Source organism: Nocardioides marmoraquaticus (assembly GCF_054777915.1).
Map to the genome: position 1 here is coordinate 59,540 of NZ_BAAHAA010000011.1, position 26,222 is coordinate 85,761.

At 74.5% G+C, this 26,222-nt stretch carries 25 protein-coding genes; 10 read left to right on the plus strand and 15 right to left on the minus strand.

The features are described from left to right. The first annotated feature begins 136 nt into the window (after positions 1–136). Both ACYU8I_RS10295 and ACYU8I_RS10300 read left to right on the plus strand, forming a co-directional pair. On the plus strand, positions 137–976 hold the full coding sequence (locus ACYU8I_RS10295) for an aldo/keto reductase (protein WP_460840281.1): 840 nt from the start codon (positions 137–139) through the stop codon (positions 974–976). A gap of 61 nt (positions 977–1,037) precedes the next feature. Beyond that, entirely contained in the window at positions 1,038–2,354 is a 1,317-nt protein-coding gene (locus ACYU8I_RS10300; RefSeq protein WP_460840284.1) for a hypothetical protein, read from the plus strand. A 16-nt stretch (positions 2,355–2,370) separates the two neighbouring features. Here ACYU8I_RS10300 and ACYU8I_RS10305 read toward each other — a convergent pair whose 3' ends face one another. Continuing rightward, positions 2,371–3,528 (minus strand): saccharopine dehydrogenase family protein, encoded by a 1,158-nt coding sequence (locus ACYU8I_RS10305; RefSeq protein WP_460840286.1) that lies wholly within the window; start codon positions 3,526–3,528, stop codon positions 2,371–2,373. A gap of 98 nt (positions 3,529–3,626) precedes the next feature. On the opposite strand from ACYU8I_RS10305, the gene ACYU8I_RS10310 reads away from it, so the two are divergent. Next, positions 3,627–3,899, plus strand: coding sequence for a DUF2277 domain-containing protein (locus ACYU8I_RS10310; RefSeq protein WP_460840288.1), 273 nt, complete (start codon positions 3,627–3,629; stop codon positions 3,897–3,899). After that, a complete protein-coding gene (locus tag ACYU8I_RS10315) occupies positions 3,892–4,746 on the plus strand; it encodes an NAD-dependent protein deacetylase (protein WP_460840290.1) in 855 nt (284 codons plus the stop codon). Before ACYU8I_RS10310 ends, ACYU8I_RS10315 begins: the two co-directional genes overlap by 8 nt. Here ACYU8I_RS10315 and ACYU8I_RS10320 read toward each other — a convergent pair. After that, entirely contained in the window at positions 4,733–5,419 is a 687-nt protein-coding gene (locus tag ACYU8I_RS10320; RefSeq protein ID WP_460840293.1) for a metal-dependent transcriptional regulator, read from the minus strand. The genes ACYU8I_RS10315 and ACYU8I_RS10320 overlap by 14 nt on opposite strands. Before the next feature lie 140 nt (positions 5,420–5,559). Continuing rightward, complete coding sequence (locus ACYU8I_RS10325) at positions 5,560–6,000, minus strand: MarR family winged helix-turn-helix transcriptional regulator (protein ID WP_460840295.1); 441 nt, start codon at positions 5,998–6,000, stop codon at positions 5,560–5,562. Positions 6,001–6,313: 313 nt separating this feature from the next. On the opposite strand from ACYU8I_RS10325, the gene ACYU8I_RS10330 reads away from it, so the two are divergent. Then, complete coding sequence (locus tag ACYU8I_RS10330; RefSeq protein WP_460840297.1) at positions 6,314–6,547, plus strand: hypothetical protein; 234 nt, start codon at positions 6,314–6,316, stop codon at positions 6,545–6,547. Between the two features lie 3 nt (positions 6,548–6,550). On the opposite strand, the gene ACYU8I_RS10335 is transcribed toward ACYU8I_RS10330, so the two are convergent. Further along, positions 6,551–6,994, minus strand: coding sequence for a hypothetical protein (locus ACYU8I_RS10335; RefSeq protein ID WP_460840299.1), 444 nt, complete (start codon positions 6,992–6,994; stop codon positions 6,551–6,553). 239 nt (positions 6,995–7,233) lie between these two features. Here ACYU8I_RS10335 and ACYU8I_RS10340 point away from each other — a divergent pair, with 239 nt between their 5' ends. Then, entirely contained in the window at positions 7,234–8,556 is a 1,323-nt protein-coding gene (locus ACYU8I_RS10340) for a cellulase family glycosylhydrolase (protein ID WP_460840302.1), read from the plus strand. A gap of 330 nt (positions 8,557–8,886) precedes the next feature. Next, a complete protein-coding gene (locus tag ACYU8I_RS10345; RefSeq protein WP_460840305.1) occupies positions 8,887–10,440 on the plus strand; it encodes an HNH endonuclease signature motif containing protein in 1,554 nt (517 codons plus the stop codon). A gap of 336 nt (positions 10,441–10,776) precedes the next feature. On the opposite strand, the gene ACYU8I_RS10350 is transcribed toward ACYU8I_RS10345, so the two are convergent. The 9 genes from ACYU8I_RS10350 to pdxH all read right to left on the minus strand — a co-directional run bounded on the left by ACYU8I_RS10350 (position 10,777) and on the right by pdxH (position 21,940). After that, positions 10,777–11,889, minus strand: a complete 1,113-nt coding sequence (locus ACYU8I_RS10350) for an acyltransferase family protein (RefSeq protein ID WP_460840307.1) — start codon at positions 11,887–11,889, stop codon at positions 10,777–10,779. After that, positions 11,886–13,061 (minus strand): glycosyltransferase family 4 protein, encoded by a 1,176-nt coding sequence (locus tag ACYU8I_RS10355; protein WP_460840310.1) that lies wholly within the window; start codon positions 13,059–13,061, stop codon positions 11,886–11,888. Before ACYU8I_RS10355 ends, ACYU8I_RS10350 begins: the two co-directional genes overlap by 4 nt. Beyond that, positions 13,058–14,323: a lipopolysaccharide biosynthesis protein gene (locus tag ACYU8I_RS10360; protein WP_460840313.1), complete on the minus strand. Its 1,266-nt coding sequence runs from the start codon at positions 14,321–14,323 to the stop codon at positions 13,058–13,060. The genes ACYU8I_RS10355 and ACYU8I_RS10360 overlap by 4 nt, the downstream gene beginning before the upstream one ends. Next, positions 14,320–16,737: a hypothetical protein gene (locus ACYU8I_RS10365; RefSeq protein ID WP_460840315.1), complete on the minus strand. Its 2,418-nt coding sequence runs from the start codon at positions 16,735–16,737 to the stop codon at positions 14,320–14,322. Before ACYU8I_RS10365 ends, ACYU8I_RS10360 begins: the two co-directional genes overlap by 4 nt. Next, a complete protein-coding gene (locus tag ACYU8I_RS10370) occupies positions 16,734–17,249 on the minus strand; it encodes a hypothetical protein (RefSeq protein WP_460840317.1) in 516 nt (171 codons plus the stop codon). Before ACYU8I_RS10370 ends, ACYU8I_RS10365 begins: the two co-directional genes overlap by 4 nt. Before the next feature lie 3 nt (positions 17,250–17,252). Next, complete coding sequence (locus tag ACYU8I_RS10375) at positions 17,253–18,485, minus strand: glycosyltransferase (protein ID WP_460840320.1); 1,233 nt, start codon at positions 18,483–18,485, stop codon at positions 17,253–17,255. Then, positions 18,482–19,744: a hypothetical protein gene (locus ACYU8I_RS10380; protein WP_460840322.1), complete on the minus strand. Its 1,263-nt coding sequence runs from the start codon at positions 19,742–19,744 to the stop codon at positions 18,482–18,484. Before ACYU8I_RS10380 ends, ACYU8I_RS10375 begins: the two co-directional genes overlap by 4 nt. A 133-nt stretch (positions 19,745–19,877) precedes the next feature. Beyond that, a complete protein-coding gene (locus ACYU8I_RS10385; protein WP_460840324.1) occupies positions 19,878–21,125 on the minus strand; it encodes a glycosyltransferase family 4 protein in 1,248 nt (415 codons plus the stop codon). Between the two features lie 146 nt (positions 21,126–21,271). Continuing rightward, on the minus strand, positions 21,272–21,940 hold the full coding sequence (gene pdxH / locus ACYU8I_RS10390) for a pyridoxamine 5'-phosphate oxidase (protein WP_460840326.1): 669 nt from the start codon (positions 21,938–21,940) through the stop codon (positions 21,272–21,274). Positions 21,941–22,065: 125 nt separating this feature from the next. On the opposite strand from pdxH, the gene ACYU8I_RS10395 reads away from it, so the two are divergent. Continuing rightward, entirely contained in the window at positions 22,066–23,169 is a 1,104-nt protein-coding gene (locus ACYU8I_RS10395) for a citrate synthase 2 (protein WP_460840328.1), read from the plus strand. Between the two features lie 130 nt (positions 23,170–23,299). Here ACYU8I_RS10395 and ACYU8I_RS10400 read toward each other — a convergent pair whose 3' ends face one another. Both ACYU8I_RS10400 and ACYU8I_RS10405 read right to left on the minus strand, forming a co-directional pair. Next, entirely contained in the window at positions 23,300–23,917 is a 618-nt protein-coding gene (locus ACYU8I_RS10400; RefSeq protein ID WP_460840330.1) for a hypothetical protein, read from the minus strand. Positions 23,918–23,947: 30 nt separating this feature from the next. Beyond that, the gene (locus ACYU8I_RS10405; protein ID WP_460840333.1) at positions 23,948–24,481 is read right to left on the minus strand and encodes a GNAT family N-acetyltransferase; all 534 of its coding nucleotides are present in this window, start codon (positions 24,479–24,481) and stop codon (positions 23,948–23,950) included. 59 nt (positions 24,482–24,540) lie between these two features. Here ACYU8I_RS10405 and ACYU8I_RS10410 point away from each other — a divergent pair, with 59 nt between their 5' ends. Both ACYU8I_RS10410 and serC read left to right on the plus strand, forming a co-directional pair. Further along, a complete protein-coding gene (locus ACYU8I_RS10410; RefSeq protein ID WP_460840335.1) occupies positions 24,541–24,996 on the plus strand; it encodes a MarR family winged helix-turn-helix transcriptional regulator in 456 nt (151 codons plus the stop codon). Between the two features lie 23 nt (positions 24,997–25,019). After that, entirely contained in the window at positions 25,020–26,141 is a 1,122-nt protein-coding gene (gene serC / locus ACYU8I_RS10415) for a phosphoserine transaminase (protein WP_460840336.1), read from the plus strand. Positions 26,142–26,222: the final 81 nt, after the last annotated feature.

A 26,222-nucleotide genomic window follows, 5' to 3' on the forward strand; every position in this document is an offset into this window, starting at 1 on the left:
ACATCTCGGCGGACTGGTTGGCCCTTTTCTCCACTTGTCGGCCGAGATCAAGGCCGACAAGTGAGGAATTCCCCGGTCAGCCGGGGAATTCGCCCCCCGCCGTTCGCCCCACCCACCCACGGGGCACGGAGCCGGCATGACGCCAGCACCGACGTACACGCTCTCCGACGGCCACGAGATCCCCGCGATCGGCTTCGGCACCTACCCGCTGAAGGGCGAGGAGGGCGTCGGGGCGGTGGTCTCCGCGATCGAGGTGGGCTACCGGCTGCTCGACACCGCGGTCAACTACGAGAACGAGACCGAGGTCGGCGAGGCCATCCGACGCAGCGGGGTGGCGCGCGAGGAGCTGTTCGTCACCAGCAAGCTCCCCGGTCGCCACCACGGCTACGACGACGCGATCGCATCGGTCGAGGGCTCGCTGGAGCGGCTCGGCCTCGAGCAGCTCGACCTGCACCTCATCCACTGGCCCAACCCGAGCGTCGGCAAGTACGTCGAGGCGTGGCGGGCGCTGGTCGAGTGCCAGCGGCGCGGTTGGTTGCGCTCGATCGGGGTCTCCAACTTCACCGTCGAGCACCTCGCCGCGATCGTCGACGACACCGGGGTGGCGCCGGTGGTCAACCAGGTCGAGCTGCACCCGCGCTTCCCGCAGCCGGAGATGCGCGAGGCCCACGAGCGCCTCGGCATCGTCACCGAGGCCTGGAGCCCGATGGGCAAGAGCCGGGCGCCGCTGGAGGAGCCGGCGGTCGTCGCGGCCGCCGAGCGGCTCGGCGTCACCCCCGGACAGGTGGTGCTGCGCTGGCACGTGCAGCTGGGCTCGCTCCCGATCCCGAAGTCCAGCAGCGCCGAGCGCCAGGCGGCCAACCTCGACGTCTTCTCCTTCGACCTGACCCCCGAGGAGGTCGACGCGATCTCGGCGCTGGCCGCGCCCGACGGGCGGCTGTTCGGGGGCGACCCGGACACCCACGAGGAGATGTAGCCCCTCGCGGCACTTCGAGACTTGCCCGTCCAAAATCGTGCGAAAAGTGCACAATGGACAGGTGCACGCCTCGCCCCGCAGGCTGGCCGCGAGCATCGGCGCCCTGCTCCTGACCGTCCTGGCCGTCTCCGCGCCGGTGCTCGCCGAGCCCGGACGCGACGACCTGGCGACCGTGCGTACCGTGCCGGCCCGCCCCGCGGCCGACCTGGTCGACTCCGTCGGCGTCGGGATCCACCTGGGGTTCCTCGACACGCCGTACGTCGAGACCGACCGCGTGCTGGGCGCGCTCCAGGACCTCGGCGTGCACCACGTGCGCGACGAGTGGCGGCTCGACCAGCCCCGTCAGTGGGAGGCGCTGCGCACCCTCGGTGACGCCGGGATCCGCAGCGACCTCATCGTCGGTCCCCGGCCCGACCAGGCCGCGGAGCTCGCCTCGGCCGACCCGCGGGAGCACGTGCGGGTGCTGGCCCGCGAGCTCGGCGACCGGGTCGAGATGGTCGAGGGCCTCAACGAGTGGGACCTCTGGGGCGGCGAGCCGTGGGCCGAGGAGGTCCGCGCCTGGCAGCGGGGCCTGCACGCGGCCGTGCGCTCCGAGCCGGCGCTCGCGGGCGTGCCCGTGCTCGCGCCGTCCATCACCTGGGCCTACAACTGGTCGGCCGCCGGGCGCTTCCCCGGCGACGCCGACCGCGACAACGCCCACCTCTACCCCGACGGCCGCGAGCCCGGCGCCGTCATGCGTCGCAAGATCGAGCGGTTCGAGTCGGCCCACCCCGACCGCCCACTCGTGCTGACCGAGACCGGCTACCACAACGCGACCGGGCCGGCGACGCCCGAGACCGTGGGCCACCCGCCCGTGCCGGAGGGGGTGGCCGGGATCTACCTGCCGCGCCTGGTCGTCGGCAACCTCGAGATCGGGGTCGAGCGCACCTACCTGCACGAGCTCCTCGACCAGTTCGACGACCCCGACCGCGTGCACCGCGAGGACAACTTCGGCCTGCTGCGGCACGACTGGTCGCCGAAGCCGGCGTACGTCGCCCTCCGCCAGCTGCTGCGCCTGGCCTCGGCCGGCGACGGGCCGGCACGCCGGGGCTCCCTCACCGTCGGCGTGGAGGGCGCCACCCGCGACCTGCACCGCATGGTGCTGCGACGGCCCGACGGCCGCTACCTCGTGCTGCTGTGGCGCGACGTCTCGGTGTGGGACGTGCGCACCCGCAGCCCCCGCGACGTCGAGGCCGTCGACGTGACGGTGCGGCTGCCCGACGGCGACCGCTGGAGCCTGCACCGCATCGGTGCGCCGGGCGCACGGCACGGGTCGGGCACGGCGGTGCCCCTGTCGCTGGGCGCCCGGATGACCGCCCTGGTGGTCGACGCGTCCTGAGGGACGAACGGCTCGGTCAGACGACCTCGAACCGCAGTCCGGCGGTCTGCAGCCGCTCGAGCAGGTGGTCGCCCATGGCCTGCGCCGTGGTGACCTGTCCGGCGGTGACCGGGTTGTCGTCGAGCGCGAGGCACAGCGCCGACTCGGCGAGCATCTTGGCGGTCTCGGTGTAGCCCGGGTCGCCGCCGCTCACGCGCGTGCGGACGGTGCGGCCGGCGCTCTCGCCGACGAAGTCGACGGTGAACCACGTCGTGGCGCGACGCTCCTCCGACGGCCCCTGCCCCACCGGCACGCGCGACTCGAGCAGCCTGCGCACCGGCTTGACCTGGGCGGCGGCCGCGAGCACGCCCACGCCGACGACCGCCCCGGCGGTGTAGCGCAGCGTCGTGAGGCCGGCGTAGTGGCTGTAGCGGAAGTCGGGGCCGTACGCCGGCAGCGCGGCGCCGGAGCGCGCGACGACGAACGGGTCGATCGTGGGCAGCGGCAGCAACCAGTAACCGAGCTCGGCGTCGCGGTGCGGCTTGCCGGCGACGGCGCGCGACCGGCGGCCCTCGGGACGCGGCTCGGCCGCGCGGCGCTCCTTCATCGCCGCCCGCATCTGCGTCGCACGACTGGCCGCGCCGAGGAAGGAGTGGAAGGTGCCGCCGGAGAACGTGCCGTTGGAGCGCACCACGCCCCGCAGCCGGATCGGGTCGTCACCGCCGAGCTCGCGCACGGTGAAGTAGGCACCCAGGTCGTGCGGGATCGAGTCGAAGCCGCAGGCGTGGAGCAGGCGGGCGCCGGAGCGCTCGGCCTGGGCGTGGTGCTGGAGGTACATCCGGTCGACGAACTCCGGCTCGCCGGTCAGGTCGACGTAGTCGGTGCCCTCGGCGGCGCACGCCGCGACCAGCGGCTCGCCGTGGAGCAGGTAGGGGCCGACGGTGGTGACGACGACGCGGGTCGAGGCGGCCAGCGCGCGCAGCGAGTCGTCGTCGGAGCTGTCGGCGACGATCGTCGGCACGTCGACGCCGAGCCGCTCGCGGACGGCGTCGAGCTTGGCCTGGTTGCGGCCCGCGATCGCCCACCGCAGGCCCTCGGGGGCGTGCTCGGCGAGGTAGGCCGCGGTCAGCTCGCCGGTGAAGCCGGTGGCGCCGAGGACGACGACGTCGTGGGTGCGCGAGTCAGCTGCGGGCACGGGGACCTCCTGGGAGTGGGTGGACCCCGCCATCCTCCCCGACGCCGCCCACCCATCGACAGCCCGGCCCGTACGCCGCGGCGGCGTACGCTCTGAACATGTGCCGCAACATCCGCACCCTGCACAACTTCGAGCCGCCCGCGACCACCGACGAGGTGCACGCCGCCGCGCTGCAGTACGTCCGCAAGATCAGCGGCAGCACGCGGCCCTCGCAGGTCAACCAGGAGGCGTTCGACCGCGCGGTGGCCGAGGTCGCCCACGCCACCCGGCACCTGCTGGCCGAGCTCACGACCGCCGCGCCGCCCAAGGACCGTGACGTCGAGGCGGCCAAGGCGCGTGCCCGGGCGGAGCTGCGCTACGCCCGTGGGTGACCTCTCCCCCGAGGCGCTGCAACCGCTGCTCGGCCCCCGGCTCGTGGTGCTCACCGGCGCCGGCGTCTCCACCGACTCCGGCATCCCCGACTACCGCGGTCCTGGCAAGCCCGCGCGGCAGCCGATGACCTACCAGGAGCTGGTCGCGACCCCGCAGGCGCAGCAGCGCTACTGGGCACGCGCCCACGTCGGCTGGGCGCGCATGGGCGAGGCCGAGCCCAACGCCGGGCACCGTGCCGTCGCCGAGCTCGAGCAGCAGGGTCGCTGCCGGCTGCTCATCACCCAGAACGTCGACGGCCTGCACGAGCGCGCCGGGTCCCGCGACGTCGTCGCGCTCCACGGCCGCATCAGCGAGGTGGTGTGCCTCGAGTGCCGCGCCGTCACGGCGCGCACCTCGGTGCAGCGCCGGCTCACCGAGCTCAACCCCGGCTGGGTCGAGGCCCACGCCGAGGCCGTGCAACGGCCCGACGGCGACGTCGAGCTCGACGACACCCACGGCTTCCGGGTGCCGGCCTGCGAGGCCTGCGGCGGCCGGCTCAAGCCGCACGTCGTCTTCTTCGGCGAGAACGTGCCCAAGGACCGCGTCGCCCGCTGCTACGCCGCCCTCGACGACGCCGACGCCCTGCTCGTCGCCGGGTCGTCGCTCACGGTCATGTCGGGGCTGCGCTTCGTGCGGTACGCCGCCAAGGCGGGCCTCCCGGTCGTCGTGGTCAACCGCGGCACGACGCGCGGCGACGAGCTGGCGACGTACAAGGTCGAGGCCGGCACCAGCGAGTGGCTGACCGGGCTCTCGGCCGCGGTGAGGGCAGCGCCCACGGCTGCGGCGAAGGCGCTCAGGCCGGTGTGACGAAGATGTGCTCGGCGGCCTCGGTGACGATCTCGGCGGTCTCGCCCGAGCTGCCGAGCAGCACGCCCTCCTCGGTCGCCTGCGCCGCGATGGTGGCCCCCGGCATGGCGCCGGCGCGGCGCAGCGCGCCCATCAGCACCTCGTCCTTCTGCATCTCCTCGCTGATGCGGCGCACCCGCACCCGCCGGGAGTCGGCCGTGACGACCTCGGCGAGCACCTCGACGCCGTCGCGGAACTCCTCGGCCTCGTCGGTCTGACCCAGCTCGGACAACCCCGGGATCGGGTTGCCGTACGGCGACTCGGTGGGGTGCTCGAGCAGCTCGAGCAGGCGCCGCTCGACGTTCTCGCTGATGACGTGCTCCCAGCGGCACGCCTCGGCGTGCACCAGCTCCCAGTCGAGCCCGATGACGTCGGTGAGCAGCCGCTCGGCGAGGCGGTGCTTGCGCATCACGCGGGTGGCGAGGACCGTGCCCTCGTCGGTGAGCTGGAGGTGGCGGTCGCCCTCGACCGTCAGCAGCCCGTCGCGCTGCATCCGGTTGACCGTCTGGCTGACCGTGGGCCCGCTCTGGTGCAGCCGCTCCGCGATCCGCGCGCGCAGCGGGACGATGCCCTCCTCCTGAAGCTCGTAGATGGTGCGGAGGTACATCTCCGTGGTGTCGATCAGGTCGCTCACGCGAGTCATTGTGTCCTACGCGCGGTGGTGGGCGGTCAGCCGCGGGTGGGGCTGCTCCGTCGGCTCCGGAGTCACTGGTGGACCAGTGGCTCCAGCCTTCCCCCAGCCCGCAGACGCGGGGAAGCACCGGAGTCCGTGGGTCAGCGGGTGGAGGCGGAGGCGTTGTAGCGGGCGAGCAGGTCGACGAAGAAGGCGAGCTCGTCGTCGGCCCAGGCGTCGAGCTTCTCGCCCAGCTCGGCGCGGCGGGCGGTGGCGATGGCGTCGAGGCGCTCGCGGCCGGCGTCGCTGACGGTGAGGATCTGGGCGCGACGGTCGGCGGGGTCGGGCTCGCGCTCGACGAGGCCGAGCTCGAGCAGGAGCTGCACCTGGCGCGACACCGCGCCCTTGTCGATGCTGAACAGCTCGACCAGCTCGCTGGCGCGCTGCGGCCCGGAGTCGTGGAGCGCCATCAGCATCGAGTAGGCCACCGGCGACAGCTCGGGGTGGATCAGCCGCGCGCGCTCGGCGATGCGACGGCGCAGCCGACGGATGAGCACCCCCATCTCGTGCTCGAGCGCGAGGATGGTGGCGGTGTCGACCATGCGCGCACCCTAGCGGGACGGATGAAGCCGACCCCGGACGTGCAGCGACCCGCAGGCGTGGTCCCCATGAGGGGGACCCAGCCGGGGGACGTCCCGGTGCGCCTGCGGGTCGGGTGACTGCTGTTGGATTCACCAGCGCGTCCGCGCTGGGGCGGTCGCTGCTAGTGAGCAGCCACCTCACGCGTCCTGGAAGAACTCATTCTTCGGACCACCTCCTTTCCCGTGTCCGACCACGGTAGGTCGTGCGCGGCGCACGCTCAACGGTCTTTTTCCGCAGCGGTGACGCAGGCGGCCCGGGGGTACGGGCGCGGGCATGAGCGAGCACGAGCAGGAGCAGACGTCCGGTGACGAGCAGGAGCCCGGTGGCATCGGCGAGGAGCAGCTGCCGGAGGACCTGCGCGCCGACGAGGACAACCCGTTGGCGCGCCACCCCGACGAGACCGGCGACCAGGACGACGCGATCGGCGCCGACAGCGAGGGCGAGCCGGAGACCGCGCCGCTGACGGCCGAGGACGCGGAGTACGGCTCCGGGAGCTCCGGGACCTGAGTCTCAGGCGGCCCGACGGTGCCGCGACGGTGAGGCGAGGCGCTGCAGCAGCAGCCGGGCCTCGCGGTGACCGGCGAGCCCCCGGTGCCAGCGGAGCACCACGGCGTCGGGCGCGACCACCACGACGAAGGGTCGGCGCTCCAGCGGCTCGGAGCCGAGCGCGTGCGCCCGGGCGAGGTCGCCCTCGACGGCGGGGCCGGTGCGGACGACCTCGTCGACCCACAGCGGCACCTCGGCGAGGTCGACCGCGCGGTGGCGGCCGTCGCCGAGGCTGCGGACCTTCGACCACGTCGACCCGCTGCCGAGCTCGGCGAGCACCGCGCGCCGTACGGCGGCCGGGTCGGCCGTGATGCCGAGCAGCCAGGTGGTGGCCTCCGTCTGGTCCAGCGAGGCCCCCCGACCCCGCTGGACCTGACGAAGCGTCGGACCCGCACCGATGATGGCCATGCCGCACTCCTCCGACGTGGTGCCCGCTCCCCCCGTGGCGCGGACAGCACCCTCAACGCGACGATGCGACCTCGGTCACGTCCGCTCCGGACTGGTCTACCCGGACGTGGCCCAGTCGGCGGTGGGTCCGTCGCCGTGCTGGCCCGGGGACGCCGCGCTGTGCGTCGGGAGCGGAGCATCCCGCCCGGGGAATCGGACATTTCGCCCCGTCAGGACGCGATCGTCCCTACGCTGCCGTCATGCCGTCCCCCCGCGTCGTGACCTCGGGCGCACCTGCCGCGCCGCGCCCGCTGGTCGCCGCGCTCGTCGCCCTGCTGCTGGCGCCGCTGCTGGCCGTCGGGCTCGCCTCCCCCGCGGGAGCCGCTGCGCCCACCTCGCCGGTCGCCTCCGCCCGGGTGGTCGGGGCCCCGCGGGTGCTGACCCCGGCGCAGTGCCGGCGGACGTTCGTGCGGCTGGTGCGCGAGCGCGCCTGCATCAGGCGCTACCGCGCCGCGCAGGCCAAGGCCCAGACAGCGCCCGTCACCACGCCGAGCCGGCTCGGGGTCGGCGTCGCCTTCGGCAACACCCTGCCCTGGATGAGCGCCAGCCGCCGCGCAGCCGCGCTCGACGACGTCGTGGCGCTCGGCGCGAGGTGGGTCCGCATGGACCTGTCGTGGAGCGGGCTGCAGCCGGCGGGGCCCGACAGCTGGAGCTGGGCGCCGTACGACGCCGCCATCGCCGACGCCCGGGCCCGCGGCCTCGAGGTGCTGCTGATCCTCGACTACACGCCGCGCTGGGCCCAGGAGCCCACGTGCACGGCGGGCGAGTTCTGCCCGCCCGCCGACCCCGCGGCGTACGGCCGCTACGCCGGCGCGGTCGCCGCGCGCTACGCGCCGCACGGCGTCACGAGCTTCGAGATCTGGAACGAGCCCAACCTGCCGTTCTTCTGGACCGACCCCGACCCGCGCGACTACCGCGAGGTGCTGCTCGCCGGCACCCGCTCGATCCTCGCCGCGGCACCGCAGGCGAAGGTGTGGTTCGGCGGGCTGGCCTACCAGCCGACCCGGGGCGGGCTGCACAGCCCGTCGGACTTCCTGCTCGAGGCCTGCCGCGACGGTGGCTGCGAGTCGCTGGCCGGCGTCGCCTACCACCCGTACACCTTCCCGCACCTGCCGAGCACCCGCACCAGCTGGCTGACGCCGTGGGAGCACGTCTTCCGCGACGGGTCCGACTCGCGGGCCCTGGTGTCGGTGCTCGACTCGCTCGGGCTCGGCCACCTCGAGGTGAGCTTCAACGAGTCCGGCGCCCCCACCGGCGGCCCCGGCCTCGCCGCCGACTCCGCCTCCGCGTGGGTGCCGGGCGTGACGACCCACGTCACCGAGCGGCACCAGGCGGCGATCGTCGCCGACGGCGTGCGCACCGCCGCCGCCCAGCCGCGGGTCTCGCACCTGTTCGTCTACACCGACCGCGACCAGGGCGTCCGCGCCGACCCCTCGACGTGGTTCGGCCTGCGCCGCCCCGACGGCACCAAGAAGCCGTCGTACGCCGCCTTCGCCAAGGCCGTCTCGGCCCTCCGCCGCTGAAGGCAGCCCACGCTCCCCGAGGAGTCGCGAGGGACGACCGAGCCCCACGAAGGGGGCGCGCCCTTCGAGGCTCGCTTCGCTCGCACCTCAGGGATCGGGATCGCAGCCTCCGCTCCCCGAGGAGTCCGCGAGGGACGACCGAGCCCCACGAAGGGAGGACCGGAGTTGTAGTAGTGCCACACGACGAAGCCGGGCTGGTCGAGGTGTGAGGAGCCCCTGGGCGACGAGCCGCGAGGCCCCGGTGACCCGACCGCCGGCACCGGCAATCCGCGAGTCCGCATGCTGTCGATCACTTGTTCGATTGTCAGTGCGGAGCGGTAGACTCCGTTCATGGAGCTGGCCCCCACGACGACCACCGACACGGCACCCGTGCCGGTCCATGGGCCGGTCGAGGTCGACGTGCGCGCCGCGATCATCGACGAGCTCCTCACCGCCCGCGCCCAGGTCCACGCCGGCGAGGTGAAGCAGGTCTGGATGGCGCTGCAGTGGGCGCTGGCCCACCCCGCGGTGGTCGGCGCCGACGGTGTGATCACCGACTACGCCGGCTGGGGCGAGCCACGGCTGTCGATGCCCGGTCCGCTGGTGCCGCTCGCCGGACCGGGTGCCCCGCTGGTCCACCCACTGGCGCCGCTCGAGCTGGCCGCCGCACTCGACCGGTCCGTCGACCACGCGATGCACCTGCTCGCGGATGCGTTGGAGCTGGCGTTCCGGCTCTCGCGGCTGTGGGCGCTCGTGCAGGAGGAGCGGGTGCCGGTGTGGGTGGCGCGGCAGATCTCCCGCGAGACCCGCGACCTGGCCTACGACGCCGCCGCCCACGCCGACCGGCTCATCACCGCCGTGCCGGACAAGATCGCCCGCGTCGACGCCCGCCGGCTGGTCCACGAGGCCCGGCTGACCGCGGACCCCGACCGCGCCGTCGCCGACGAGGAAGAAGCGATGTCGCGTCGCGGGGTGTGGTTGCGCCGTGACCGCCGCGCACCCGGCGTCATCGACGTCAACATGACGCTCGACGCCGACGATGCCGACCTCCTCGACGCCACCGTCTCCCGGGTCGCGGCCGACCTGCGCGACCTCGGCGACACCTCCAGCCGCGACATCCGGCGGGCGACCGCGGTCGGGATCCTCGCCGACCCCCAGCACGCCCTCGACCTCATGTCCGGCCGCACCACCGACGTCCAGCCCGGCGGGCAAGCTGGATCGGGCGGTGACACCGACCTCGTCGTCCACCTCACCCCGGTTGACCTCGACGACACGACCAGCGAGCAAGGCACGTTCGTCGAGGAGACCCGCGGCCCCGTGTCTGCTCTACAGCGGGCCGCGTGGATCCGACGCCGCGCCACCCACGACGGACGTGTGCGTGTCCGGGCCGTCCTCCACGGCCAGGGACACCAGGGACACCGGGGGCACCGGGGGCCTCGTGACGGTCGCTGCGCGACCTCCTCGACCACCGGCGACGACGCCACCACCGACCTCACCAGCGAAGTGCGGGCGTGGCTGGCCCGGCACGGCATCGACGCCCCCGTCACCACCCTCACCCCCATCCACCTGAGCAACGACACCGCGGTCGACGCCCACGACCCGCCACCACTGATGCGCGAACAGGTCGCGCAACGCGACGGCCACTGCGTCTTCCCCGGCTGCCGCCGCGACTCCCGCACCTGCGACCTCGACCACACCGAGGCCTACCTGCCACCAGATGACGGCGGACCACCCGGCCAGACCAACGCAAGTAACCTCGCGCCCCTCTGCAGACGCCACCACAACGCCAAGACCCACCACGGCTGGACCTACCGTCGACGTCCCGACGGCGCCTACACCTGGACCAGCCCCACCCACCACGGCTACGTCGTCGTCCCCAACACCCGCGCACCACTGAACCTCTGACCGCCCTGCGACCCGACCACCGACCCCGGCAGTCGGGCCACAGGCACGCCCGCACCCTTCGAGGCTCGCTCCGCTCGCACCTCAGGGAGCGGCGGCCCGCGGTGATCGAGTAGGTCGCCCTGCGACCGTCACGAAGGGCCCCCGCCCATCGTCGGAGCGGGTTGGTGCCACCAGGTGACAGTGATCGCCTCCGATGATGTGGGCGCCGACCCTTCGAGGCTCGCTCCGCTCGCACCTCAGGGAGCGGCGGCGCAGCACCCGATCCCTGAGGAGCCCCGTCAGGGACGAGCGCACCGCGGGAAGCGGAGGCACCCCACTCGGGAGATCGGACGCGGGCTACAGGTGGGCGCGCTCGAAGCGCCGCTTGAGGCGGAGGGCGGGGGCCTCGACGAGGGCCCAGGAGGCGACGGCGAGCGCGAACGCCGCGGCGACGGCGACGAGGCGCCAGAGCCCGACGACCGGCTCGCCGGAGGGGGTGGAGACGAGGAGGACCTCGTGCCAGAGGTACAGCGCGTACGAGATCCGGCCGCAGGCGACCAGCCACGGTGTCGACAGGCCCCACGTCACCTGGCGGGCGCCGGCGACCGCGACCAGGGCGAGGAGGGCGGCGAGGGGGGCGCCGTACCCGACAGCGGCGAGGTACGCCGCTGACTGCGGCACCACGGGCAGCACGGAGACCCCGAGGAGCCCGCCGACGCCGACGCCGGTCGCCCACCGAGCGGCGCGGGCCGGGAGGCGGGCGGGCACGAACGCGAGCGCCGCGCCGAGGACGAGCCCGAAGGCGTTGGTGTCGACCGCGAACCACACCCGCTCGGGCTCCAGCGTCGCGGCCGCGACGAGGCGCCACGCCACCAGCACCGAGGCCGTCGCGAGCACGACCTGGAGCACCCGTCGTCGCGGCAGCCGCCGGAGCAGCACCAGGCCGAGCAGAGCCGGCCACAGCAGGTAGAACTGCTCCTCGACCGCGAGCGACCAGGTGTGGCCGTAGACCACCAGCTCGTCGCCGGCAGCGCGGAAGAAGTCGGAGAGGTAGAGCAGCGCGACCAGCGACGCGGGCACCAGCCCGGGCCCGAGGTGCGGGTCGTCGAGCAGCCAGAGCAGCACCGGCGTCAGCGCCAGCACCGCGACGAGCGCCGGCACCAGCCGCAGCGCGCGCCGCACGTAGAAGGCCCCGAAGGCGATCGTGCCGCGACCGTCCACCTCGGCCAGCAGCAGGCTGGTGATGAGGTAGCCCGACAGCACGAAGAACGTCGTCACGCCCACCACCCCGCCCAGCGGCACCGCGGTCGCCGTGGTGTGGCTGCCCACGACGAGCAGCACCGCGACGCCACGCAGACCGTCGAGGGCGAGGTTGCGGTCGTCGCCCGGGGTGGGTCGGAGCGCGCGGAGGCTGGCCCACAGCCCCGCGGGCGAGTACGCCGCTGCTGGCGCCGGGGCGAGGGCGGTCACGCGCGCGCCACGAAGCGGGTGCGCCGCGGCACGGCGCCGCGGGCGGCGAGCACGCCGTCGAACACGGCGAGGGTCGTGGCCATGGCGTTGTCCCAGGCCCAGCGGTCGACGGCCGCTGCTCGGCCCGCCGCTCCGAGACGGGCGGCGAGCGCGGGATCGGTGAGGACGCGGGTGCACGCCGCGGCCAGCGAGGCGGCGTCTCCGGGCGTGGCCAGCAGCCCGTCGACGCCGTCGCGCACGACGGTCGGGATGCCGCCGATGGTCGAGCCGACGACGGGCGTCTCGCAGGCCATCGCCTCGACCAGCGTCATGCCGAACGACTCGGCCTCCGTCAGCGACGGCAGCACGAGAGCGCCGGCGCGGTTGTAGACCTCGACCAGCTCGGCGTGCGACTTCGGCCCGAGGAAGTCGACGTGGTCGGCGACCCCGAGGCGGCGGGCGCGCTCCTGCAGGTCGGGCACGGCGTCGCCGTGGCCCGCCAGGCGCAGCCGGGCGTCCGGTCGGGCGCGCAGCACCTCGGGCACGGCGTCGACGAGCACGTGCACGCCCTTCCACGCCGAGCTGCGCTCGAGGCGGCCGACGTAGAGCAGGGAGGCGTCGCGCTCGAGGCCGAGCGGGCGGAACTGCTCGACGTCGACGCCGGGCGAGACGATGGTGTCCTCGCCGCGCCAGCGGTGCGACAGCGCGACCGACGACGACGAGATCACCGCGTCGCTGCGCCGGAACATCGAGGGCAGCCAGAGCGACTGGTACATCCGCAGCGCCAGGTCGATCCCGTGGTGCTCCCCCTTGAGCATGTCGCCGGAGTGGAAGGTCGTCACGACGGGCCGACGGCGCCGCGAGGCCCACTGCGCGGCGTCGGGCAGACCCGGGACGGGGGCGTGCACGTTGACGAGCCCGACGTCGAGGTCGTCGAGCAGGCCGCGCAGCCGCCACCACCAGTCGGGGTTGACCGGGGTGTTGGAGACGCGGCCGCGGCTGCCGAGGCGGTGCACCGGCACGCCGTCGACCTCGAGGTGGTGGTCACGACGGTCGGGGCTCGCGGCGACGATCACCGGCGTGTAGCGGTCGGAGTCGCGCAGCGCCCGGGCGACGCGGGCGCCGTACGCCTCGACGCCGCCGATGTCGGGCACGGTGTACGCCGAGACCACCGCGACGACCGTGCGGCTCATCGCCGGCCCCCCAGCAGCAGGTTGACGACGAGGGTGGCGCCGCGGCCGACGCCCCAGGCCAGCGCGACCCCCCACAGCGCCACGTCGGACCACCACCAGGCGAGCACGAGCACGAGCACGGTGCCGACGGCGTAGCCGCCGAGCATGGCGCCGAGCCGGCCGTGCACCCGCAGCCGCAGCGCCGACCACGAGCAGAGCCCGGCGACCACGGCGCAGGCCGCGAGCACGCGCAGCACCGGGACGCCCTCGTCGACGTAGTCGGGACCGAAGACGCGCATCACCAGGGGCGCGGCCAGCGCGAGCACGGCGGCGCCGAGCGACATCGCGAGCAGCACGAGCAGCCCGCTGCGCCGGACGACGGCGTCGGCCTCGTCGGGGCGTGCCGACACCTCGGCGTACATCGCGTTGCTCAGCGTGAAGCCGACGGCGAGCAGCAGCACGGTGACCTGGAAGGCCACGAAGTACGCCGCGGCCGACGCGGGGCCGTGGGCGTGCACGACCAGCACGGGGAAGACGAGGAACGGCGCGGTGTCGAGCACGCTGACGCCGTAGCCGGCGCCGGCGAAGCGGCCCAGCCCGAGCAGCTCGCGGCCCGGCCTCGCCGTGCGCGGGCCGGACACGGCCCGCAGCACCACGACCACGCTCGCCACCGCGGCGAGCAGCGCGCTGGTGCCGAAGGCGAGCACGAGGCCCATGGCGCCCTGGTCGACGAGGAGCACCGGCAGCGCCAGCTTGGCGCCGGTCATCAGCACGCCGTTGAGCAGGAAGTTGGCCCGCAGCCGCGACACCGCGAGCAGCGCCGAGTCGGTGAGCGCGTTGACCGACAGCGCGGCCACGAGGAAGGCGAGCTGGAGCAAGCCGGTGCCACCGCCCAGCACGCCGGCGAGCTCGGGCGAGAGGACCCCGAGCAGCAGCGCGTACGCCGCGGCCAGTCCCCCACCGACCACCGCGACGGCCAGGACCGCCGTGACGACGTCGCCGAAGGGTCGGCTGCTGCGCGGCAGCACCTGCACGAGCGTGGTGTCGAGGCCGACCTGGGCGAACAGCGAGATCACCGTCATCGCGGTGACCAGCGAGCCGGCGTACCCCACCTCGGCGGGCGCCTGCAGTCGTGCGGCGAGCAGCCAGAAGGCCATGCCGCCGCCCGACATCAGCACCATCGTGGCGAGCATCCAGGCCGAGCTGGCGACGACGCGGTCGAGCGCCCCGCCCTCCGGCGCGCCGGGGGCGCTGGTGGCCGGGGCCTCCGGCGCCGCGGTCACTGGAGCACCACCGCGGACGGGTTGCTGTAGACGAGGTCCTTGCGCGCCTGCACCGCGCCCAGGGGGTAGCGGTAGAAGAGCAGGTCGCCGGAGGCGAAGACCGCCGCCCGCTGCCGCTGCACGACCGACTGGCCGAGCAGGGTCGGCACGTCGCGGGCCACGAGCGAGGGGAAGACGTACGGCGCGTTCTCGCGGATGGCGACCGAGCCCGAGAGCCGCTCGTCGGAGTACGGCTCGCGCGTCACGGTCGGCAGGCCGTCCTCGACGACGCCGCGGTCGCGCAGCCAGCCGGCGCCGGCCACTTCCTGCGGCGAGATGCCGTAGAGCTCCTGGTAGGGGCCGGTCGCGCTGTACGACGGCCGCGGCTGGTCGACGCCGCCCGTGATCGCCGGCACGAACCCGGCCAGGGTGGCGAGCGAGGCCATCACGAACCCGGCGACGACGGGCGTGCGCCACCGGCCGAGCGGCGTGGCGACCATGACGAAGCCGAGCACCACCGCGGGGGCGAAGACCATCAGTCCCTGCTGGAAGACGCGCAGCACGCCGTAGTCGACCGACAGCCCGGGCACCACGGCGAAGACGCCGAGCGCCCCCACGCCGCCGACGGTCAGCCAGACCCGCTCCCGGTCGTACGCCGCGGTCAACCGGTGGCCGCGCACCAGGAAGAACGCCCCGACGAGCAGCGCGAGCTGCAGACCGAGCGCGAACGCGGAGCGCAGCACCTCGTTGGCACCCGGCACGTCGATGCCCCGGTCGGCCGCGGCGCGACCGAGGCCGGTCAGCGGGGTCGGGTCGGGCTCGTCGATGCGCGGGGCGTTGGCCCGGTCGGGGAGCCCGAGCCCGCCGTCGGGGTAGCCGAGCGCGGCAGCCTGCTCCAGCGCCTGCGCGCTGTGGTCGTCGAGCCGCTCCTGCGCGGTCGGACCGCCGCCGAGGAAGGGCACGTTGCCGAGGTCGGACGACGACTCGGTGGCCTCGCGGGCCTCGGTGAGCGACGCGATCGCCGAGCGGAACACGTCGCCGGCGTGACCGCCGGTGCCGGTGACCGGGTTGACCCAGACGAAGGTGGCCAGCGCGAGCCCGACGACGACCGGCCAGGCCAGCAGCACGAGTGGCTTGCGGCTCGCCTCCTGGCCGCGGCGCCGCAGCACGAGCCGCTCCGCGACCACGAGCCCGCCGCCGATCGCCGTGGTGATCAGCACGACGTAGGTCGTGGAGTAGTGCGACAGCATCATCGCGACGAGGAAGACGAGGACCAGCGCCCGGGTGCGCCACAGCACGCGACGTCCGCCGGTCGTGGCCGCCCGGGGGTGGGCCGCGAGCAGGGCGAGGGTGAAGAAGTAGAACGCGACCTCCTGGCGCACCAGGTAGGGCATGTCGGTGGTGAAGGTCGGGAAGGCCACCACCAGCACCACGGCGAGGACCGCCATCGGACGGGGCAGCAGCTGGCGGAACCACAGGTAGCACTGCACCGGCACCAGGGCGAACAGCACCTGCATCAGCACCTTGAAGACCCAGGCGCCGGACAGGCCGGTGACCTCGCCGAGCACGACCGGCAGCACGTTGACGGCCAGGCACGCGTGGTACGGGCTGTCGAACTGGCTCATCGACCAGCGGCCGGCCTGGTCGACGAGCAGGAAGGAGACGTGCTCGAGCTGGATGTCGTGGCCCTGGACGTACCAGCCCCGCAGGGAGGTGGCGAGCAGCAGCGTGAGCGCCGAGGTGAACACCACCATCCCGTCGGTGCGCAGGCTGCTGCCCCGCATGACGACCATGGCGAGCAGCGCCACGACGACGCAGGCGAAGGCGCCGACCGTCAGCCCCGCGCCGGCCCCGTTGTTGAGCCGCACCGCGCCGAGCACTGAGAGCACGAGACCGGTGCACGAGAGCGCGAGCGCGGCGTGCACCCGCGCGGTGCGCAGGTGGTCGGCGGCCGCGCCCAGCGAGACCAGCCAGGTCGCGGCGGTCGCGCGCTGGCGCACCAGCAGCCCGACGTCGACGACGGTCGAGGCGAGCGCGATCCAGGGCGCGCGCAGCGGCTCGTCGACGCCGACGCGCGGCAGCCCGACGTCGAGGAGCATGGCCCCGGCGACGACCCCGAGCAGCACCAGGCCCAGTGCGGTGAGCGCACGCTGGCGCTCCTGCACCCAGCCGAGGGACGGGCACAGCAGCCAGGTCGGCACGAGCACCAGCACCAGCAGGCCCACGGCCTGGCGCAGGACGGGCACCTGGACGTCGGAGGCGACGACCACCTGGCCGACGAGGACGAGCGCGAGCAGCGCCCACCACGCGGCCGTCGGGCGAGACCGGACGGCGGTGGCGCCCGACCGCGGCTGGGCGGCGCCCCGCAGGCGCAGCTCGGCGCGGACGAGGCCCGCCGTCACGCGCTCGACCACCGTGACCGGTGCGGTGGTCATCGGCGCTCCCCCGTGCAGCGCACCAGCAGCCGCTGGTCACGGCCCGGGAAGCGCACCTCGGCGACGAAGCCGCCCCGGGGCTTGCGCGCCGACACCGCCACGACCGCCACCCGGTCGGGCAGCACGGTGACGCTGCCGCGCTCGACCACCGGACGGCCGCCACGCACCGGTCGGAGCCGCAGCTCCCAGGCGACGTCCTCGGCCGCCGTGAGGTGGCTGCGCACGGCGACCTCGGCGCCGTACCGCGGCCGGTCGGGGCTGCAGCTGCGGGCGGCGACCGTGTCGGCGAACCAGGTCTCGACGTACGGCGCGTCCTGCCGGCCGACGCTGAGCGCGAGCTGCTCGCGCACCGCGGGCGAGACCACGGCCAGCAGCCCCGTCAGGGCCACGAGCACGCCGACGCCGGCGAGCACGGTGACGAGCCGGGGCGGCTGCCGACGGCTCGTCCCGGTCGCTGCCTCGGGGCCCGGCCCGCGCGGTGGCGCGGCCGGGTCGACGGGGGTCACGGACACGGGTCAGGCCTCTCCGACCGCGGGTGGCTGGACGGGCTGGACGGGCTCGGCGCCCTGGCGGGCGGCCTCGCGCTCGGCCCGGTGCAGCAGCGGCACGACGCGGCGGGCGGGGCCGGCGTCGGAGGTCTCGCCGGTGCTCCGGGTCTCGACGTCGTCGTCGGTGAGCACGGGGGCGACGGCGTCGGCGACCTCCGTGGCGGGCTGCTCGCCCCCGAGCTCCGCGGCCACCTCGGCGGCGACCTCGGCCACGGCCTGGGCCTCCAGCACCACCAGCTCCTCGGGCGGGGTCGCGGGGGTCGCGGAGGCCGCCGCGACCAGTGCCGAGACGGGTGCCGAGAGGGGTACGGGCAGCCGGTGCGGGGGCGCCGCCTGCTGCAGGTACGCCGCCCGCAGCTGCTCGCGGCGACCCCGGCCGGCGCTCTGCAGGGTCGTGCCGGCCAGCAGCAGGCTCGCGCCGAGCACCAGCAGCAGCGTGGACAGCGCCCCGCCGGTGACCAGGCCCGCGGTGAGCAGCAGCGCGGCGGGCGCGGGGTAGAGCCACAGCGGGCGCTCGTGGTGCAGCAGCCCGACGATGGTGCGCAGGATGTCGAGGCCGTCGCGGACGGTCGACAGCTTGCTCTCCGAGCCCGCCGGACGGTCGCGGAAGCCGACGGGCACCTCGACGACCGGCATCCGGTGGTTGATGGCGTGGACGGTCAGCTCGGTCTCGATCGCGAAGCGGGTCGAGGCGGCCGGGAAGGTCTTGACGAAGCGTCGGGAGAAGGCGCGGTAGCCGCTGAGCATGTCGGTCACCGAGCTGCCGAAGACGCGGCTCACCAGCAGGTTGAAGCCGCGGTTGCCGAGCGCGTGCCCGGGTCGGTAGGCGTCGTGCTCCTCGGGCACGCGGCAGCCGACCACCATGTCGTGGGGGCCGGCCAGCAGCGCCTCGACCAGCCGCGGAGCGGCCGCGGCCTCGTACGTCGCGTCGCCGTCGATCATGAGGTAGACGTCGGCCTCGAGGTCGGCGAAGGCGCGGCGCACCGCGTTGCCCTTGCCGGGCCGCGGCTCGTGGCGCACCTCGGCGCCCGCCGCGCGGGCGACCTCGGCGGTGGCGTCGCTGCTGTTGTTGTCGACGACCACGACGCGGGCCCCAGGCAGGGCGGCGCGCAGGTCGCGCACGACGCTGCCGATCGCGACCTCCTCGTCGTAGCAGGGCACGACGACGACCACCTGGGGCCGGGTCGGGTCGGCACTCATGCCGTCTCCTCGGGGGTGCGGGTGGTCGGGACGGGCAGCACGCCCGCGGGGTCGTCGAGCAGGTGGTCGAGGGCCGCGCGCACGGCCGTCGGGTCGAGCGCGTCGGGGAAGAAGGTGGCGTCGAGGGCGAAGGAGTCACCGAGCTCGCGGGCGAGCACGGTGATGCCCTCGGGGCCGTTGGGGGCGGTCATGGTCCAGTAGCCGCCACCGGGGCGGAAGACGTCGGGGACGGGCCCGCCGAGGCCGCGCAGGTAGGTCAGCGCGAGCCGCGGACCGGCGCCGCCGACCGCCACCATCGGCTCGCCCGCACCACGACGCAGCCGACCCACCGCGAGCGACGCGGCCAGGGCGATGAGCGGGATGCCGCGGTCGAGATCGCGCTTGACGACGCGGCTGACCTCCTGGGGGTCCTCGTCGTCGTCGGTGCAGACGTAGAAGCCGCGCGCGAGGTTGCCCAGCTCGGGGGCGCCCTCGCCGAGGTAGCGACGCACGTCGGCCAGCAGCTCGGCGCCGGGGCGCGGGGTCGCGACGTGCTCGGCCAGGGCGCGACGCAGCCCGACCAGCATCACGGCGCTGAACGACGCCCCGGGCCAGCGCTCGTCGCGCAACGCCAGCAGCCGCTCGGCCCAGCCGCCGTCGGTGCGCGAGGAGACGAGCACCGGCTCGACGCCGGTCATCGCCTCGGAGGCGGGCGCGTAGCGCTCCGCCGTCGGGCGGCGGTACGTCGCGACGGTGTGCGCCGTGCGCAGCGGGTGCCGACCGAGCGCGCGCAGCACCCGGCGCTCGACCTGCGCGACGGTCTCGCCGTACGGCATCGGCGGCTCGCCGGAGCCGAGCATGCGGCGCACGAGCGCGTGGGTGCCGACCCCGTCGCCTGAGACGTGGTTGACGCGCATCAGCAGGGCGTCGGGGGTGACGACGGCGTAGAAGGGGCGCAGGCCGAGCGGCTCGTCGAGGAGCCGGGAGGCGAGCTCGAGGTCGGTGCCGACCGCGGGGCCCGTCGTGACGAGGGCGTCGGCCCAGCCGTCGCGCTCGTCGGACCGGATCGGACGCCAGGTGGCGGTGTCGGCGTCGACGAGCCGGGCCCAGGGCGAGCCGGGCTCGAGCGCGCCGTGCACCGCGGCCCGCACGGCCTCGGGCGACGGGGCGTCCAGGCCGAGCAGCAGGTAGCGCGACACCGAGCCCACCCACGGGGCGTCCAGGCCGTCGAGGCGGCGGTCGAGTGTCTCGACCTGCGAGGTGTCCAGCAGAGTCATCACGGTCAAGTCCTCCATGCTTGTCCGAATTGTCTGCCTTACGGAACGATGTGTCTCGCTATCGGTCACAACCTCCAGCAGGTGGTCCAGTCGGGTGTGGCCCAGCTCCTGGCACGCCGGCTGGCGACCGGCGGTCTCAGGCCGCGTGCACGCGCACCAGCCCGCGGTAGACCTCCTCCAGGTCGTCGAGGTGCCGGCCCCAGCCGAAGCCCTCACCGACGTGGCGGGCGGCGGCCGCACCTGCGGTCGCGACGGCGGCGCGATCGCCGAGGAGGCGGGTCAGGGTCGCGGCGAGCTCACCGGGGGCGGCGACGTCGCAGGTCCAGACGCCGGGACCCGAGGTCCACGGCGACGACGTCAGCGCGGCGTCGGCGTTGACGACGACCGGCAGGCCGCTGCTGCGCGACTCCAGCACCGTCAGCGGGCACTCCCCGACCGAGCCGACGACGAACAGGTCGACGCAGCGGTAGACGCGGGCGACCTGCTCGGGGCTCAGCGCGCCGAGGAAGACGAGCCGCTCGTCGTCGAGGCCCTCGGGGCGCTCGCCACCGGCGAAGACGATCCGGTAGTCGTCGCCCGTCGCGGCGGCGACGTGGTCGAAGCCCTTCTTCGGCACGAACCGGCCGACGTAGAGCACCAGCGCCACGTCTTGCGGCAGGCCGAGGTCGGCGCGGATCGCCTCACGCTCGCCGGCGACGGCCGGGCGGAAGCGCTCGTGGTCGACACCGTTGGCGAGCACCCGCGCCGGCGCCGCCTTCGGGGCGGTACGGCGGCTCCACTCGGCGATCGGCTCGTCGATCGCGACGACCCGGCTGGCGCCGCGGAGCACCAGCCGCCCCATCGTGCCGAGCACGGTGCGCTGCACGGTGCGCACCACCCACGACGGGTGGGCGACGACCGCGACGTGGCGGTGGACGACGTACGGCCGCCCCACGAGCACGCACAGGAACGCCGCGACCCAGCTGCTGACGTAGAGCGGGTCGTGCACGTGCACCACGTCGGAGCGGCGCACGCTGCGCAGCATCGCGAGCAGCAGCCGCACCGGGGCGAAGACGGGGAACGGGACGCCGCGCCCCTCGAGGCCGTTCCAGGCCCGGACGCGGGTGACGGTGACGTCGTTCTCGCGGGAGGTGCCCGGGGTCGCGCCGCAGGCGCTGCTCAGCAGGTCGACCTGCCAGCCCCGCTCGACCAGGCCCTGGGTCTGCGCGGCGACGACGGCCTCCAGGCCGCCGACGTGCGGCGCCGCCATGTGCGAGACGTGCAGCACGCGGGGCGCCCGACCAGTGGTGGTGCGCAGCGTGGTCGTACGCCGCAGTGCTGGGGCGGCGAGGCTCCGCTGGCCGACCAGTCGCGGACGGGCGGGGGCGGTGCGCAGCAGCAGCATGGCGTTCTCCGGGGGCCGGCGCGCCTCCGTGGCGCGCTCTCCGTACCGGGAACGCCAGTCCCTGTTGTCCGGTTACGACCCTATTGCCACTGGTACAGCCGGAATTGGCCCGGTTTTCGAGACGCCGGGTCTCGGATCGTTCGCCCTCAGGGGGCGAGCCGCTCGAGGGTCCAGCCACCGGCCCCGTCGGGGCGGTAGACGAGCCGGTCGTGCATCCGACCACCCCGGCCCTGCCACAGCTCGACGGTGCCGAGGCCGACGCGGTAGCCGCCCCAGCCGTCCGGCAGCGGGACGTCGTGACCCTCGTGCGACCGCTCAACCTCGGCGTAGCGCGAGTCGAGCTCCTCGCGCGAGGCCACCGGCCGCGACTGCGGGCTGGCGAGGGCGCCGAGCTGCGACCCGCGCGGGCGTCGCTCCCAGTAGGCGCGGCTCTCCTCGCGCGAGACCCGCTCGACCGGGCCCTCCACGCGCAGCTGGCGCTGCAGGTCGTGCCACGGGAACAGCACCGCGGCGCGTCCGGTCGCCTCGAGCTCGCCGGCCTTGCGCGAGCCGTAGTTGGAGTAGAAGACCAGCCCGCGCTCGTCCAGCCCCTTCAGCAGCACCGTGCGCAGCGACGGCGCACCCTCGGGCGTGGCCGAGGCCACGACCATCGCGTTGGGCTCGGTGAGCCCGGCCGCCTCGGCGTCGGCGAGCCAGCGGCGCAGCGCCTCGAGCGGGGTGGCGGGCACGTCGCCCACGTCGATGCCGGCGTCGCCGTACTCGCGCCGCAGGCCTGCGAGGTGGTCGTCCGGCTGCTCGGGCCGCTGCTCGCTCATGCCGCCACGGTAGCCAGGGCCGGGCGGGGTCCGGCGTCACGGCGACGCCCTGCGGGTACCAGCGGTCCGTGCCGCACGGCACAATGCCCGAGCGGCCACCCGGTCGCTGGAGGAAGAGGGGACCCATGACCGAGGTGCACCACGGGCTCGAGGGCGTCGTCGCGTTCGAGACGACCATCGCCGAGCCCGACAAGGAGGGGTCGGCGCTGCGCTACCGCGGCGTCGACATCGAGGAGCTCGTGGGGCGGGTGCCCTTCGAGAACGTCTGGGGCCTGCTCATCGACGGCGCCTACGACCCGGGCCTCCCCCCGGCCGAGCCCTACAACCTCGCGGTGCACACCGGCGACGTCCGGGCCGACGTGCAGGCCGGCGTCGCGATGCTCGCACCCCAGCTCGGCATGAAGCAGACCTACGACATCAGCGACGAGGAGGCCCGCGAGGACCTCTCCCGCATCGCGGTCATGGTGCTGTCGTACGCCGCCCAGTCGGCGCGCGGCATCGGCCAGCCGATCGTGCCGCAGCGCGAGGTCGACGCCGGCACCTCGCTCGCCGAGCGGTTCCTGATCCGCTGGAAGGGCGAGGCCGACCCCAAGCACGTCAAGGCGATCGACGCCTACTGGAGCTCCGCGGCCGAGCACGGCATGAACGCCTCGACGTTCACCGCCCGCGTCATCACCTCCACCGGTGCCGACGTCGCCGCCGCCTTCTCCGGCGCCATCGGCGCCATGAGCGGCCCGCTGCACGGCGGTGCGCCGTCGCGCGTGCTCGGCATGATCGAGCAGGTCGAGAAGTCCGGCGACGCCCGCGGCTACGTCAAGGGCCTGCTCGACAACGGCGAGCGCCTGATGGGCTTCGGCCACCGCGTCTACCGCGCCGAGGACCCCCGCGCGCGGGTGCTGCGCCGTACGGCCAAGGAGCTGTCGGCACCGCGCTACCAGGTCGCCGAGGAGCTCGAGCAGGCCGCGCTCGCCGAGCTGCGCGAGCGCCGCCCCGACCGGGTGCTCGAGACCAACGTGGAGTTCTGGGCCGCGATCGTGCTCGACTTCGCCGAGGTGCCGGCCAACATGTTCACCTCGATGTTCACCTGCGCCCGCACGGGCGGCTGGTCGGCGCACATCCTCGAGCAGAAGCAGACCGGCCGCCTGATCCGCCCCTCGGCCGTCTACACCGGCCCCGGCGAGCGCTCCGCCGACTCCATCGACGGCTGGCAGTCCGCCTGGGGGGAGTGACTCCCGGCCGCCTCGTCGGGGGCTTTTCGAACGAAAAGCCCCCGACACGCCGGGCGGAGAGGTGCCGATCGGTCGGAAACCCGGACGACGGCCGGCGTGGAAGAGCTTCTCGTTCGAGAAGGTCCTGACGTCAGCGCGCGCGGCGGGCGGCGGGGGTGTCGTACCAGCTGGTCGTGGCGCGGGCGCCGGCCCACGACAGGGACACGTGCACGTGGTCGCGGTGGCGCAGGGTCTTGGAGCACTTCTTCAGCGGCTTGCCCTTGCAGGAGGCGTTCACGTACGGCGTGGGCGCGAACTCGCGGTACGACGCGTACATCGTGTCGTCCCAGATGACGTACATGACGCCCATCCGGCGGGCGAGCTCGTGGGCCTCGCCGCTCTTGCCCTCGGCGAAGATCGCGTCGAGGAACTTCTTCGCGACCGCCCGGTGCGCCTTCTTGTCAGCGTCGAGCGTCCAGTCGAAGGCACGCCCCTCCTTGTGCTCGGACGCGCCGCCGACGTTGCACGCGCGCGCGATGCCGCCGGCGGCACCGCCGTACGTCTTCACGGCCCAGGCGCGCAGCGTGAGCGTGCCGGGCTTGGCCTTCGGGGAGCACTTCTTCTGTCCCTCGTAGCGGGCGTAGGCCTCGACCGGTGGCGCCTCGTCCGCGGCGGTCGCCGCCGTCGGGGCGGCAACGAGCGCGAGCAGGGGCAGCAGCAGGGCGGTCAGCAGCAGCGGGACGAGACGACGTACGGGGGTGACGGACACGGGGGCCTCCAGCCGGGGTGGACCTCCACGCTACGAAGCGACGTCGCTTTTGTCCGATTTTCGCAGCAACTTGCCGAAGCACCGCGACAGCGGTGACCCCTGGTAGTGGCCGTAGCCGGGCACGGCGACGTAGCCGCTGGAGGCGTAGAGCGCGATCGCCTCGGGCTGCTTGGTGCCGGTCTCGAGCAGCAGCCCGTCGAACCCGGCGTCGGCCGCGGTGCGCTCGAGGTGCCCGAGCACGGCCCGGGCCAGGCCCCGGTGGCGGGCGCGCGGCACGACGTACATGCGCTTGACCTCGGCGACCCGGCTCGCCCCCGCGAGCGGCACCGTCGTACGCCGCCACGCCCCGGTCGCGACGGGGTCGCCGTCGAGGTAGCCCACGACGAAGAGGCCCTCCGGGACGACGAAGTGCTCGGGCACCACCGGGGTCTCGTCGGGGCTGCCGTAGCGGGCGACGTACTCCTGCTGCACCTCGGCCACGAGCGCGACCGCGTCGGGGTGGGTCACGGGCACGGCGCGCACCTGCCACTCGACCGGCATTCCGACACGCGGCGACACGTCCACGTACCGCAGAGTACGGACGTGACGCCCGGAGGCTCGACGCGGCGCTTACCCTAGGACTTATGACCACCGAGCAGGCGAAACCTCTCACGAGGCAGCGCGTCGACGACCAGCTGTGCTTCGCGACCTACTCGGCGTCGCGTGCGTTCACCGCTGCCTACCGCCGCCGACTGGCGCCGATGGGCCTGACGTACACCCAGTTCCTGGTGCTCCTGGTGCTGTGGGAGGAGCCCGAGGTGACGATGCAGGAGATCTGCCGCAGCCTCGAGCTCGACAGCGGCACGCTCACCCCGGTGCTCAAGCGGATGGAGGAGGCGAGCCTCATCAGTCGCCGTCGCGGCGTCGACGACGAGCGCACCGTCATCGTCACGCTCGAGCCGGCCGGCGAGGCGCTGATGCCCCGCGCCCGCGAGGTGCAGGACGAGATCGCGGCCGCCACGGGCCTGCCGAGCGACGAGATCGACGAGCTGCGCGAGCAGCTGCGCGCCATGACGGTGGCCCTCGGCGAGAACGGCTGAGCCCGACCCGCGATGATCGTCGCGTGCCCGCACGTGACGACCTCGTGATCCCCGCCGACCTGCTGCCCCGCGACGGGCGGTTCGGCTCCGGTCCCTCCAAGGTGCCGACCGGCACCCTCGAGGCGCTCGCCGCCGGCGGCACGACGCTGATGGGCACCAGCCACCGCCAGGCGCCCGTCCGCGGTCTCGTGCGTCGCGTGCGCGAGGGCCTGACCTCGTTGTTCTCGCTGCCCGAGGGCCACGAGGTGGTGCTCGGCAACGGCGGCACCCACGCCTTCTGGGACGCCGCCGTGCTCGGCCTGGTCCGCGAGCGCGCCCAGCACGTCGTGCTGGGCGAGTTCGGCGGCAAGTTCGCCGACGCCGTGGCCGCCGCGCCGTTCCTGGCGGCGCCCTCGGTGGTGCGCGCCGAGCCCGGTTCGCTCGTCCTCCCCCACGACGAGGACGGCGTCGACACCTACGCCTACGTGCACAACGAGACCTCGACCGGCGTGATGTCGCCCGTGCGCCGCGTGGGCGGCGGCGACGCGCTCGTCCTGGTCGACGCGACCTCCGGCGCGGGCGGCCTGCCCGTCGACGTCGCCGAGACCGACGCCTACTACTTCTCCCCGCAGAAGTCCTTCGCCTCCGACGGCGGGCTCTGGCTCGCCGTCCTCTCCCCCGCCGCGATCGCCCGGGCCACCGACCTCGGCGGCTCGCGCTGGGTGCCGCCGTTCCTCGACCTGCGCGCCGCGATCAGCAGCTCGCGCCTGGACCAGACGCTCAACACCCCCGCCGTCGCCACGCTGTTCCTGCTCGCCGAGCAGGTCGACCGCATGCTCGCCGCCGGCGGCCTCGACGCCATGGTCGCCCGCACCACCGCGTCGTCCCGGGTGCTCTACGACTGGGCCGCGGCGCGCGACTTCGCCACGCCGTACGTCGCCGACCCCGACGCCCGCAGCCTCGTCGTCGCCACCCTCGACCTCGACGAGCGCATCGACGCCACCCGCGTCTGCGCCGTACTGCGCAGCAACGGCATCGTCGACACCGAGCCCTACCGAAAGCTCGGCCGCAACCAGCTCCGCGTCGCCACCTTCCCCGCCGTCGACCCCGCCGACGTCGAGGCCCTCACCGCCTGCCTCGACTTCGTCGTGGAGCGGGTGGGGTAGTCACACGCGCCCCACGATTACCCGCCTGGGCGGATAATCAATGACTTAGTGACTGTTTCGGCAGCCGACAAGTCACCGATT

What these genes read in the sequence shown, in the direction of transcription:
- ACYU8I_RS10340 (WP_460840302.1), top strand. Translation starts at nt 7,234, where the DNA reads ATGCCGTCCCCCCGCGTCGTGACCTCGGGCGCACCTGCCGCGCCGCGC.
- ACYU8I_RS10395 (WP_460840328.1), top strand. Translation starts at nt 22,066, where the DNA reads ATGACCGAGGTGCACCACGGGCTCGAGGGCGTCGTCGCGTTCGAGACG.
- ACYU8I_RS10365 (WP_460840315.1), bottom strand. Translation starts at nt 16,737, where the DNA reads ATGACCACCGCACCGGTCACGGTGGTCGAGCGCGTGACGGCGGGCCTC.
- ACYU8I_RS10345 (WP_460840305.1), top strand. Translation starts at nt 8,887, where the DNA reads ATGGAGCTGGCCCCCACGACGACCACCGACACGGCACCCGTGCCGGTC.
- pdxH (WP_460840326.1), bottom strand. Translation starts at nt 21,940, where the DNA reads ATGAGCGAGCAGCGGCCCGAGCAGCCGGACGACCACCTCGCAGGCCTG.
- ACYU8I_RS10325 (WP_460840295.1), bottom strand. Translation starts at nt 6,000, where the DNA reads ATGGTCGACACCGCCACCATCCTCGCGCTCGAGCACGAGATGGGGGTG.
- ACYU8I_RS10310 (WP_460840288.1), top strand. Translation starts at nt 3,627, where the DNA reads ATGTGCCGCAACATCCGCACCCTGCACAACTTCGAGCCGCCCGCGACC.
- ACYU8I_RS10295 (WP_460840281.1), top strand. Translation starts at nt 137, where the DNA reads ATGACGCCAGCACCGACGTACACGCTCTCCGACGGCCACGAGATCCCC.
- ACYU8I_RS10330 (WP_460840297.1), top strand. Translation starts at nt 6,314, where the DNA reads ATGAGCGAGCACGAGCAGGAGCAGACGTCCGGTGACGAGCAGGAGCCC.
- ACYU8I_RS10355 (WP_460840310.1), bottom strand. Translation starts at nt 13,061, where the DNA reads ATGAGCCGCACGGTCGTCGCGGTGGTCTCGGCGTACACCGTGCCCGAC.
- ACYU8I_RS10375 (WP_460840320.1), bottom strand. Translation starts at nt 18,485, where the DNA reads ATGAGTGCCGACCCGACCCGGCCCCAGGTGGTCGTCGTCGTGCCCTGC.
- ACYU8I_RS10385 (WP_460840324.1), bottom strand. Translation starts at nt 21,125, where the DNA reads ATGCTGCTGCTGCGCACCGCCCCCGCCCGTCCGCGACTGGTCGGCCAG.
- ACYU8I_RS10335 (WP_460840299.1), bottom strand. Translation starts at nt 6,994, where the DNA reads ATGGCCATCATCGGTGCGGGTCCGACGCTTCGTCAGGTCCAGCGGGGT.
- ACYU8I_RS10410 (WP_460840335.1), top strand. Translation starts at nt 24,541, where the DNA reads ATGACCACCGAGCAGGCGAAACCTCTCACGAGGCAGCGCGTCGACGAC.